The organism is Ileibacterium valens, from assembly GCF_001945525.1.
GTDB lineage: Bacteria > Bacillota_I > Bacilli_A > Erysipelotrichales > Erysipelotrichaceae > Ileibacterium > Ileibacterium valens.
Genome location: NZ_MPJW01000112.1, coordinates 1 through 11,561, shown reverse-complemented (window position 1 = coordinate 11,561; position 11,561 = coordinate 1). Strand labels below are relative to the sequence as shown.

Sequence of the window (11,561 nt, the reverse complement as noted above, 5' to 3'; positions counted from 1 at the left end):
CGGGAGAACATGTCTTCAGATGCAGGACATGAGATTATGGTCAGCCGGAGCATTCAGGCGGAAGGAACCTTCGGAGATCTTAAAGAAAACTACAGATACAGCCGATTGAGACGCCGGGGACTGGAAAACGTAAAATTTGAGGTGCTTATTGTGGCCATGGGACACAATATCAGAAAATTAAACAACAGAAATCGGATGAGTTGCCCAGAACTCGAACGTTATGGAAAATTAAAGGAGCAGAAAAGCGAAATCTGAAAAAGATTATAAACAGTCTTTTTGAGTTTTGGCTCTTTTCAGTGCGTTCAAAAATTGACTTGAGCGGAAAAACACATCATAAAACAGGATTGAATCAGATAAAAAGCATAGAAAAAGGGGCTGTAAATCTCGCTGATGAAAAATCAGTCGAAATTTAACAGCCCCTTCTTTTGATTTGCAATTCAAAAGCTGCTGAAATTTCAGGCTTCAATCAGAATAACTTCTTCAACTTCGCCAGGGATTGGATCAGGAGTTGAATCTTCAAAAATTTCATGGTGTTCGCCGACATAGATGTTTGCCGGACGAATCAGCTTTCGGTTGGATTGCCTGTTTTCAAGGTGATGGGCAACCCATCCCGCACATCTTGAAATAGCAAATAAAGGGACATAGAGGGACTGATCAATTCCGAGCATGGCATAGGCAAAACCAGAATAGAAATCGACATTCGCACAGACGTCAGCATTCTTTACTTTCTTCATAGTAGCCACAGCTGCTTTTTCAAAGCGATTCATCGTTTCGAAAACTGTACTCATCCCTTTTTCACTTGCCAGCTTACGGCATTCTTCTTTAATCAGCTGGCATCGAGGATCGCTTTTGGTATAAATCGCATGCCCGATACCATAAATCAGCCCGGATCCATCCCCCCATTCCCGGCGGAGGATCTTTTCGCAAAGTTCCTCGAGTTCCTGATCAGAGGTTTCTTCCGTAATGGTTTCAAGGAGAAGCTTTGTCTGAAGCCCGACTTTGCCAGCTGCTCCGCCATGTTTAGGCCCTTTCAGCGAACCAATCGCTGCGGAAATACAGGAATAAATGTCTGTTCCAGTGGATGAGATCACAACATTAGCAAATGTGGAATTGTTTCCTCCTCCATGATCAGCATGGAGCATCAATAAAACATCCATAACTCTGGCTTCCTGCTGAGTGTAGGGTTTATGATTCCGCGCCATCCAGAGAATGTTTTCTGCAAAACCTCCGGCAGGAAGAGGATAGGCAGTGATTTTCTGGTTGGAGTAAACCGAGAAGACAAATAATGGCAGGCTGGATAGAATGGACAGTCCTTTTTCCATTCGCAAATCAAGGCGATCCGTTTCAGGATCTTCATCGGTTCCAAATAGTTTCAGGATTTCAATCTGAAGGGCATTGAGCAGATTGGTGGTCTGATATTTCTGCCAGAGCAAATCGACATTGAATGCATGTTTGATCGTAAACTGAAAGGATTTGAGTTCATCTTCTTTTGGAAGTCTTCCAAAAATCAGTAAAAAAGCCGTAATTTCATAACCGTGAATGGCTTCGTCCTGTTTTGCCAGACGCACCAGATCACTGATCTGATAGCCTCGATAGATCAGTTGACCATCTATGGGTTTTTTATGGTTTTTAACCATTCGGTATCCAACGACATCGCAAATTCGAGTAAGTCCGACTTTTACACCGGTTCCGTTATCGTTTCTTAATCCCTGTTTGACCCGATAAGCAGAATAGAGGCTCGACTCGATATAGTTTCCATCTTCACATTCCAGATAAATTTCTTTTAAAGTTTTCATATCAGAAATAAAAACGGCTTTCGCCGGTCCCTTTCGTATTCTTTTGAGATTAAATCCATTTTGGATCAAATCTGCATGAAATTATAGCATGAAGAAATGAATTCATGAAAATTCTTTCTTCCACAATTTTCATTTATTTACATTTTTTCTGTCTTTCAGAGGATTGAATATTTAATCAGATCACCCAAACAAAAGATTATCTGAAGTTCATTCTTTCCAGAATCAATCGTCTGATGTATTGGCAAACTTTCATTCGGTGGCAAAAATAATCTAAAAGGTAGATTCGAAGTCAAAAAGTTTGAAAAGTATTTCATGTGTTATGAAAAGATTTTCTGTTTTTCACACATTGCGTGATAGAATGGAAAAAAGTTTTTTGGCGGGGAATCCCGCTTAAGCAAGGAAGGATATGAATAAGATGAAGAAAAATCTGACTCAAAAGATTCTGGACAGCCATATTTTAGAGGGAACCGCCAAAGCTGGCGAGCCGGTTGTAATCCGTATTGACCAGACTCTGACTCAGGATGCCACCGGAACGATGGCCTATATGCAGCTTGAAGCTATGGGTGTTGATCAGGTGAAGACAGATCTGTCTGTTTCTTATGTTGACCACAATACATTACAGTCTGGATTCATGAATGCCGATGACCATGCATATCTGCAGTCGGTTGCCGCCAAACACGGAATTCACTATTCCAAAGCAGGAAATGGAATCTGCCATCAGGTTCATCTTGAACGGTTTGCAAAGCCAGGAAGCACTTTGCTTGGATCAGATTCACATACACCAACATCAAGCGCTGTCGGTGCCATTGCCATTGGAGCTGGCGGGCTGGATGTAGCTAAAGCCATGGCTGGTATTGGTTACTCAATTCCATATCCACAAGTCGTTGAAGTTCGTCTGACTGGCCATCTTCAACCCGGTGTATCTGCCAAAGATGTCATTCTTGAACTTCTGAAAAGAAGAACCGTTAAGGGCGGTGTTGGAAAGGTATTTGAATATACCGGTGAAGGTCTTAAGGACCTCAGCGTTTATCAGCGTGCAACGATCACCAATATGGGTGCTGAACTTGGAGCGACTACATCTGTATTTCCAAGTGATGAAATTACGCGTGAATTCTTTGAAAGACAAAATCGCCTGGAAGATTTTATGGAACTGAAAGCGGACGAAGGCGCCGAGTATGATGATGTTGAGATCATTGATCTTTCAGCGCTCAAACCAGCTGCAGCCTGCCCGAATTCACCGGATGCAGTCAGGGATATTGAAGAAATTGCGGGTCAGAAAGTCGACCAGGTTGCCATCGGCAGCTGCACCAACTCCGGTTATGAAGATATGATGAAAGCGGCTGCAATTCTTAAAGATAAGAAGATCGCTCCAGGAGTTTCTCTGGTTATTTCACCAGGCAGCCGCCAGGTATTTATGAAATTGATGGAAACAGGCGCTTTACAGACCTTTGTAAAAGCAGGAGCGAGAATTCTTGAGTGCACATGCGGTCCCTGCATTGGTATGGGCCAGTCTCCAAAATCAGATGCCGTATCTTTACGAACATTCAACCGAAACTTCTATGGCCGTTCTGGAACAAACTCTGCCGGAGTCTATCTGGTTTCTCCGGAAACCGCTGCAGCCAGTGCGGTTGCAGGAGTGATCACCGATCCCCGGGATGTAGTTGTGGATGAAGAAATGGAAAAAGAACCGGTATTCATTGATGATTCCATGATCTATGCTCCAAGTGAAAACCCAGAAGAAGTTGAAATTATTCGCGGACCGAATATTAAACCTCTTCCGGTCAATGAGCCAATGCAGGATGAAATTGTCCGTAAGGCAGTGATCAAACTTCCGGATAATATAACAACGGATCATATTGCTCCAGCCGGTGCTGAAGTTCTTCCTTATCGTTCAAACATTGAGAAGCTATCCACTTTCGTCTTTAGAAATAATAAAGAGCATTTTGATGAAGTGTGCAAAGCAAATGGCGGAGGAATCATCGTTGCAGGTGAAAATTATGGCCAGGGCAGTTCCCGTGAACACGCAGCTTTAGCTCCAATGTATCTTGGAATTAAAGCGGTTTTAGCGAAATCATTCGCTCGTATTCATCTGGCCAATCTGATCAACTTCGGTATTCTGCCTCTGACTTTTGTTAACTCTGATGACTATGATCGAATCGATGAAATGGATGAGTTGAGAATTCCAAATCTGAAATCTCTTGAGTCAACGACCGATCTGGTACTGGAGAATCTGACAAAAGGTGAATCCTATCCAGTCAAAGCCATGATCTATGAAAAGGATGTTCCTGTTTTGCAGGCTGGAGGAATGCTGAATTATATTAAAGCAATGCAGTAAGTTCTGTCATTGTCGGTTCAGTTCGTTCAATATAATTTGAACAAGGTTACAGATACTTCAGAATCTGCGGATGGCTGTAAATTCTGAAAGTGAGATTTCGGAAATAATCGAGTAAATCAAAGACGGCATTCAGGTGAGTGCTGTCTTTTTTTTACGCTTGTCTGATGAGATACTGAAAGAAACAGTCGTTTAGAACAAATATAGAAAACAGGATGAAATAATTGTTCATCCGAAAGGAAACTGTTTCTATGACACCTTCAAACAGAAACAATGCTCCCCACAAAACAATAAAGAAAAAAAGTCAATCTAAATCCCTTGATGTTCCAAAGCTGCACCAGCGCAGTCGTCAGTGTGAAGAGTACACAGGGTTTATTAACCCATATTTTATTGATAAGGTCCGTGATGATAATATCTCAGAAAACCAGGAAGTTTTTTATTCCAGAACGATCTATCAGTCTGATCCGGTTGAACACCAGGCTTCTAGCCGTATTATCCGGACCACAAAGAAAAAACCCAAAAAGAAGAAAAGACATTTACGAAAAGGATTATCTTCGTTATTGCTGATGGGTTTGGGATTTGGTCTGCTTTTAGGCGGCTATAAACTTTATCAGTATAAAGATCAGGAAGGATTTCGTCTTGAGCAGGCTGCACTCCATCGAAAAGTGGATGATATTCTGGCCAATTGGCAAGCCCATCAGAAAAGTATTGATGCCATCAGCAGACCGGATGGAATCAGTGAATCAGATTTTCAGAAGCTTAAGGAAAAAGCCTCAGATCAGTCAGCGATTGAAATGCTCAAAGCAATCCCAGATGATCTTACGATTACAGACGTGATGATAAAACAGATGGAAGAACTTCCTGATCCTGGCAATGACTATTCGAAAATCATGATGAATCTTGCTTCAATTCCTGCAGAAGTAGTGAGTATGGCAATAAGACAGGAAGAGGCTGTGGATTTTGCTAAAAACTATCCAGATCAGGTAAATAAAAATCCTCAGGCAGATTCATCAATAATCCTTGAAGAAGCGCTGACAAACTATCCGGATTTAAAAAGCTGGGATGAACGCTGGGGTTATTTACCATACTCAACTTCAAGAATTGCAGATCAGGGAAGTCTTGCCATTGTTCTTTCCATGGCTGCCAGTCATCTGACTAATAATCCTGCCTATACACCGGTTTATTTTGCTTCAGTCCTTTTACCAGCAAATAATGATCAGACAAGTCCGATTGATTCAAAAGACAGATCCCAGGTTGAAAGCCAAGACCCGTTGATGAATTCTGGTGAACAAAATGTATCAGATGAGCAAAACGAACTGACAGATCATACATCCCAATTGGATCAGGAAAATTCGGATTCTAGTTCAAAGTCGATTGCAGCAGATGATCTTTCATCTGCGATTCAGGCTTTGGAAAGCGCAGGTATATATGCTTCAAAAATGGATGTGAATAAGGAAACGATCCTTGACGCTCTGTATGCAGGTCATCCGGTCTTATTAAGAGTCAATGGCGAACCATTTGTTGGTAGCAATCATTGGGTTTTATTAACCGGAGCAAGAGATCAGCAGATTGTTTTACTCGATCCTTCGAGTATTGAAAATTCACAGACACTGTTTCATCCCGACTCTCTGGCAGCTATGGCTGATGAAGCCATTGTAATAGATCAGAATCAGTTTGTATCGCCGCCCGCGGAACAGGACTTATTACAGGAACAACCGGAAAAATCTTCTGAAGATTTGCCAGAACAGTTAGCTGAGCAGACCACTCAGGACGATGCTCAGACTGAATCAGATACTCAAACAGATATTCAGCCTGAAATATCATCAGAAAACCCATCAGTAATACAACCTGAATCCCAGGAAGAAGTTCAAAATCCAGACCAACTCCCGGATTCTGAACCGGAATTCGAATAGATTATTCCTTTGGAAAATCTGAATTTTCAGGATACTTTAAAGATTCAGTCTTCTCAGAACAGAGAGTAAATCCAGGGACTAAAAGCGTTTTGAAGCCATTTAAATAAAAGAACTGAAATGAGAATCGAAAGAAAGTAAATCAGAATTTAGAAAAAGAAAATAAGAAGGAAGAATAAAGAAAGAGATTATTTGTATGCTGATAAAAGATCGAATCAAAAATAGCAGGCTGTCTCCGGCAGAACAAGGAATTGCTGATTTTCTGATCGAAGAAGCCGAACGAGTAGGGCAGCTAAAAGCAATAGATGTTGCTCAGGCGACTTATACGTCTTCACCTGCAGTTGTACGATTCTGTCATAAGATGGGCTTTTCAGGCTGGAATGAATTTCGGGATGCATTTTATAAAGAAGCGGTTTATCTTAATCGTCATTTTCAGGACGTCGATCCAAATATCCCTTTTCATAAAGGAGATTCAATGATGGAGATTGCCGGACGGATTGCGACTTTATATACAGAAAGTGTTGAAGATACTATGGAACTGCTGGACCGAAAAGAGTTGGAAAAGGCGGTTGATATTTTATCCAATGCAAGAAGGATAGCCGTTTTCGCTGTATCAAATGTGATCTACTTCGCTTCGGAATTTGTTTATTATCTGGAAAAGATTGATAAGCTGGTCCTGTCTCCTAGCCTGAATGGAGATGTTTACTATAATGCCATGCGGTTGGAAAAAGAGGATGCAGCGATTATATTATCGTATTCTGGTGAAACTTCACAGCTTCGAGGAATTGTAGAGATTTTACATGAACAGAATATTCCTTACGTAGCAATCACTTCAATTGGCGGTAATTCAGTTTCAGATTATGCTTCAGCCGTTTTAAATATTACAACCCGTGAAAAGTCATATTCGAAGATTGCTGGATATACTTCGGCAATGAGTTTTCATCTTATTCTGGATATTCTTTACAGCTGCCTCTTTGCCAGAGACTATTCGAAAAATCTGGATTATAAAATTTCCAGGTCCCGTTTTGAAAAGGATCGAGGAAACACCCGTAACGCGATTCTGAGAGAGAATACTTCTCTTAGCGTCAGCGAAGTCGTCCGGAATATGAATTCGCGAAAGATCAAGAAATAGGCAAGACGATGAATAAGCCAGACTGACAGATCAATATAAACGAAAGCCTGAACAACCTTTCTGTATCAGAAGCAGAAAGGCTGTTCAGGCTTTATTGGTTGGCTGTCACTGTAAACAGATTCCAAAAAGAGCCGGATCAGGAAATTAATCCTGATAAGACAGCTTGATTTCTCCCAGACTAACCTGAATATCAATATTCAATGGCACAGGCGGAAGCATTTTCTGTTTTAAATCAGAAACGCTGTTTGGTCTGATTGAGACATTGCCAAGGTCAGAATGGGCGTTTATTGATGAGTTTTCACGATCGATTCTCTGATGCAAGTCAATTGTTATATTCCCCATGGCTAAATCTGAATTCAGGGAATCGGAAACTGTTCCATCAAAATTGATGTTTCCGGCATCATTATTGAGACTCATTGTTTTGAAATGAGATTTCTGAATTTCAATATCACCGGCATTGCAGTCTGCATTCAGGCTTTCAGCTTTGATATTATCAGTAAGAATATTTCCCATATCAACACTTGCAGAGATACGATTCGATTTAAATCCCTTCAGAATCACGCTCCCAGCATTGACTTCAACCTCGATGGTGTTCAGATCAAAGGGAACATAAATCTTCAGTTCAGGTGAAGACGGATTTCCAAAAGGAAGGTTAACCGCAGTCATATCAACGCTTAATGTGTCGTTGGTTATGCTGAAATCATACAGGGACGTGTTGTCATCAGAGTAGTCTCCATTGTTGGTCACCATCTCAAAACGATTCGATTTTTCGATCACTACATTTCCAATGGAAGAGTCAATGTCTATATTTGAGATGTTGTGATGATCGGAGAGATCATGAACCTTGTCGTTTGCAAAATGTTGAGAGTCAGAAGCAGCTTCCTGTTCCTGTCTGGAATTCTTATCTTCATCCATTGAGTCATGTTCTATGGACATCAGGGCCGTTTTGTTATTGATTCCAATCGTCACTGTAGGCCAGCTGAGTAAGCGTTCAGGATCATTTGATACAGCCAGAGCAGTTCCTGCGCAAAACAGACTTCCTATGGCTGCGCAGGATAGAGCAGTGATCATCCATTTTTTCACGGTAGTTTCTCCATTCTATATTCTGTTTCTTTTTTTGAAGAATCCTTATTGATTCTTCGTTTTTCTTATCACTTCAAAGTTTCTAGATGAGATATAGATCTCAATTAATGAATCTTTTCCTTATTCTGTAAAAGCGTTCTTTGATTTTTGAATCCATCCAGAAAACTCCTTTTTTAAGTGCATTCCAGGAAGCCGGAATAAACTTTTTAAAGTAGATTCTGGCCAGATGAAACAGGAGTATGACAGCTGAAAGGCAAAGAAGTGCTAAACCAAAGTCAAAGATGGACCCTAAAAAGTCTGTTGAAGCTAAAAGCAATGCTTTATAGACAAGCGGCAGGATGGAAATCCCAAAAGCCAGAATCATCACCCCAATCATCATTCCGAAAAGCAGAATCATCAAAAAGGCCATGAAAAGTGTCAGAAAAACCATTATGACTGCGACAAGGATCATTGCCAGCAAAACCAGAACAAACGGACTCAGAATCAAAAGGCCTAACCCAATCAGAATGCTGTGAATAAGAGGGCGCGAACTCCTTTGTATCTGGTTGTATTGGTCCTGTTTATAGAGCTCCTGATTATACAGCGAACAATTATTGGATTGATATGGATCTCTTTTGGGCAGAGAAGATTCATATCCTCCAGACTTTGGAAGCTCAGGCATCTGTATGGAATTGTCTAAAGGATTGCTGATCCCTTCGTCGAGTCCGGACCTCAGAGATCTCGCGAACTCTTCTGCCAAAGGAAGTGTAGCCATATAATCACTGACACCACTGCTTTTGGCTTCTTCAATGTATTCCTTGACATACTCCAGGGCTTCCTGCTTTTCAACATCAGGAACACCTGTAAGAAGCTGCTCCAGTTGAAGCAGATACTCTTTTTCGTTCATAAACTATGGGGCAGCGGCAGGAAAGCTGCCCGACTCCTTTCTTATATTTATCGTGAATTGAGCTTATGTTCATGCAGACCCATCCGCCACATGACATGAGTCTTTATCAGACTGAATGACTGCACTGATCTTTTTGACAAGATCCGCCCACTCTGCAAGCAGCTCAATATAATATCTCTTTCCTTCAGGAGTGATCGCATAATAGCGGCGGTTGCGTCCATCATGATTCAGATCATAAACATCCAGAAAACCCTGCTTTTTCAATCTCCGTAAAACTGGATAGAGAGTGGATTCCGACAATCCAAGAGGGATCGCAGTTGATTGCGTGAGCTTATAACCATAGGAATCTTCCTGATCCAATGCCGCCAGAATACACATTTCGAGCATCGGACCGCTAATCTGAAAAGCCATCGGTGAGTCCCTCCTTTCCGGCAATTGACCGACAATGATTTGTTATCAATATTATACAATGTATAATATTGATAATTCTAAAAAAATCGAAAGTTTTCAAAAAGTATCTCAAAAAACAAAGGTTTAAAGTCTATTGATAGAAAATGGTTTATAAGCCATAGATGATACTTTTTTAATATGGGCATCAGAACGCCGGCTGTTCTGAAAGCGCTTATTATATGCGTGATCAAAGGTCCGATCAACCTGAAAAAAACATAGACTGCAGTCCTGACAGGCAAAAAAGAATTTGCAAGGAGAGAGTATGTTCCGATTTAAATTTATCTCAAAAACAATGTCTGCACTTGTCGTATTATCGACTCTAACCACACTTTGCGGATGTCAGACAGCGCCATCCGCAAACAAAACGAATAATAAAGAGACTAAAACTGCAGCAGCAAATGATTTCGGATATTGGAAAGCCGATTCAAAACCTAAGGAAGTTCTGACAGAATTTGTTGAAAATGCAGTAAATCCGGATTCAGAAGGTTATATTCCTGTCGAAAACAGAATTGCGGTATTTGATATGGATGGCACTCTGCTTTCTGAAACCAACCCATATTATTTCGAATGGATGATGTTCTTTAACCGGGTTCTCAACGATGATACCTATACTGCGCCTGAAGAAATCAAAACATTCGTTACCGATGTGGCTATGCCAGCCGTTTATGCCGGCGATGTTTCAGATGAAATTGATGCTCAGTTCTCGCAGTATCAGGCCAAGGTTTATGAAGGGATGAGCCTGGATGACTACTATGACTATGTTCAGGATGTTTTCATGAATCTGCCAGCCGATGGACAGGAAAACATGACCTATGGTGAATCATTCTTCATGCCAATGCGCAATGTGGTTGATTATCTTCAGGATAATGATTTTGAAGTGTACGTCGTCAGTGGAGCAGACCGCTACACCACCAGAGCAGCTGTCACCAAAGAGCTTGGAATACCAGCCAATCATGTCATTGGATCAGATACGGATGTGAAAGGAAGCAAACAGTCGGATGAAGACGAAGATGGCGAATTTTACACCTGGCAAAGTGGAGAAGAAGTCGTACGAACAGCCGATCTGAAAAAGAAAAATCTGAAGACCAATAAAGTTACTGCAATCAATCGTGAAATCGGCATTCAGCCAGTTCTTGCCTTTGGAAACAGTTCAGGCGATGAAAGCATGGCTCTTTATACGATTAACGATAATGAATATCCGGCAGAAGCATTCCTGATTTTGTGTGATGACGAAACCCGTGATCATGGAAATAAGGAAAAAGCCGCTTCTACAAAAGAAATGGCAGATAAAGATGGATTCAATACCATCAGTATGGAGCAGGATTGGACCACCATTTATCCCGAAGAAGCTAAGATCACCGACAAATCGAAGTAATTCAGACTAAGAAAAAAGGATCGCCTTAGATGCTTCTTAAAGTCAAGTGATTTCTGTGAATCAGAAGCTGATATGACGAATCATTAGTAAGAATAAGCAAAGGTAAACGAAACGAAAATCAGCCTCTGATCTGCTAAGAATAACAATTCAGTCCTTAATGAAAGCTCATTGAATGAAGGGGCTGTTAAATTTCGACTGATTTTTCATCAGCGAGATTTACAGCCCCTTTTTCTATGCTTTTTATCTGATTCAATCCTGTTTTATGATGTGTTTTTCCGCTCAAGTCAATTTTTGAACGCACTGAAAAGAGCCAAAACTCAAAAAGACTGTTTATAATCTTTTTCAGATTTCGCTTTTCTGCTCCTTTAATTTTCCATAACGTTCGAGTTCTGGGCAACTCATCCGATTTCTGTTGTTTAATTTTCTGATATTGTGTCCCATGGCCACAATAAGCACCTCAAATTTTACGTTTTCCAGTCCCCGGCGTCTCAATCGGCTGTATCTGTAGTTTTCTTTAAGATCTCCGAAGGTTCCTTCCGCCTGAATGCTCCGGCTGACCATAATCTCATGTCCTGCATCTGAAGACATGTTCTCCCG

The 11,561-nt window shown here is 41.1% G+C and carries 10 protein-coding genes; 5 read left to right on the top strand and 5 right to left on the bottom strand.

Annotated features, from left to right (window positions below; translation table 11 throughout):
- Positions 1–255, top strand: a 255-nt coding sequence (locus tag BO222_RS05465) for a transposase (protein WP_075817320.1), incomplete at its 5' end; no start/stop codon positions are given.
- 200 nt (positions 256–455) lie between these two features.
- Here BO222_RS05465 and BO222_RS05460 read toward each other — a convergent pair.
- Positions 456–1,796: a citrate synthase gene (locus BO222_RS05460; RefSeq protein WP_075819095.1), complete on the bottom strand. Its 1,341-nt coding sequence runs from the start codon at positions 1,794–1,796 to the stop codon at positions 456–458.
- 415 nt (positions 1,797–2,211) lie between these two features.
- Between BO222_RS05460 and BO222_RS05455 the strand changes: the two genes are divergently transcribed.
- The 3 genes from BO222_RS05455 to BO222_RS05445 all read left to right on the top strand — a co-directional run bounded on the left by BO222_RS05455 (position 2,212) and on the right by BO222_RS05445 (position 7,170).
- Entirely contained in the window at positions 2,212–4,131 is a 1,920-nt protein-coding gene (locus BO222_RS05455) for an aconitate hydratase (RefSeq protein ID WP_075819092.1), read from the top strand.
- A gap of 248 nt (positions 4,132–4,379) precedes the next feature.
- On the top strand, positions 4,380–6,041 hold the full coding sequence (locus tag BO222_RS05450; RefSeq protein ID WP_075819090.1) for a cysteine peptidase family C39 domain-containing protein: 1,662 nt from the start codon (positions 4,380–4,382) through the stop codon (positions 6,039–6,041).
- Between the two features lie 193 nt (positions 6,042–6,234).
- Positions 6,235–7,170 carry a MurR/RpiR family transcriptional regulator gene (locus BO222_RS05445; protein ID WP_075819089.1) on the top strand — a complete coding sequence of 312 codons (936 nt, stop codon included), beginning with the start codon at positions 6,235–6,237 and terminating at the stop codon, positions 7,168–7,170.
- Between the two features lie 144 nt (positions 7,171–7,314).
- Here the strand turns inward: BO222_RS05445 and BO222_RS05440 are convergent, their stop codons facing one another.
- From BO222_RS05440 to BO222_RS05430, 3 genes are all read right to left on the bottom strand, one after another.
- Complete coding sequence (locus BO222_RS05440; protein WP_075819087.1) at positions 7,315–8,253, bottom strand: DUF4097 family beta strand repeat-containing protein; 939 nt, start codon at positions 8,251–8,253, stop codon at positions 7,315–7,317.
- A 100-nt stretch (positions 8,254–8,353) separates the two neighbouring features.
- Entirely contained in the window at positions 8,354–9,139 is a 786-nt protein-coding gene (locus BO222_RS05435) for an HAAS signaling domain-containing protein (RefSeq protein WP_075819085.1), read from the bottom strand.
- A 69-nt stretch (positions 9,140–9,208) separates the two neighbouring features.
- A complete protein-coding gene (locus BO222_RS05430; protein WP_075819083.1) occupies positions 9,209–9,550 on the bottom strand; it encodes a PadR family transcriptional regulator in 342 nt (113 codons plus the stop codon).
- A 301-nt stretch (positions 9,551–9,851) separates the two neighbouring features.
- Between BO222_RS05430 and BO222_RS05425 the strand changes: the two genes are divergently transcribed.
- On the top strand, positions 9,852–10,964 hold the full coding sequence (locus tag BO222_RS05425; RefSeq protein WP_075819080.1) for a haloacid dehalogenase-like hydrolase: 1,113 nt from the start codon (positions 9,852–9,854) through the stop codon (positions 10,962–10,964).
- A gap of 342 nt (positions 10,965–11,306) precedes the next feature.
- Here BO222_RS05425 and BO222_RS05420 read toward each other — a convergent pair.
- The coding region (locus BO222_RS05420) for a transposase (protein ID WP_075817320.1) at positions 11,307–11,561 on the bottom strand (255 nt) is incomplete at its 5' end.

Excerpts from the sequence above, each read along its gene's own strand:
- BO222_RS05435 (WP_075819085.1), bottom strand. The coding sequence starts at position 9,139 with ATGAACGAAAAAGAGTATCTGCTTCAACTGGAGCAGCTTCTTACAGGT.
- BO222_RS05455 (WP_075819092.1), top strand. The coding sequence starts at position 2,212 with ATGAAGAAAAATCTGACTCAAAAGATTCTGGACAGCCATATTTTAGAG.
- BO222_RS05425 (WP_075819080.1), top strand. The coding sequence starts at position 9,852 with ATGTTCCGATTTAAATTTATCTCAAAAACAATGTCTGCACTTGTCGTA.
- BO222_RS05445 (WP_075819089.1), top strand. The coding sequence starts at position 6,235 with ATGCTGATAAAAGATCGAATCAAAAATAGCAGGCTGTCTCCGGCAGAA.
- BO222_RS05460 (WP_075819095.1), bottom strand. The coding sequence starts at position 1,796 with ATGAAAACTTTAAAAGAAATTTATCTGGAATGTGAAGATGGAAACTAT.
- BO222_RS05450 (WP_075819090.1), top strand. The coding sequence starts at position 4,380 with ATGACACCTTCAAACAGAAACAATGCTCCCCACAAAACAATAAAGAAA.
- BO222_RS05430 (WP_075819083.1), bottom strand. The coding sequence starts at position 9,550 with ATGGCTTTTCAGATTAGCGGTCCGATGCTCGAAATGTGTATTCTGGCG.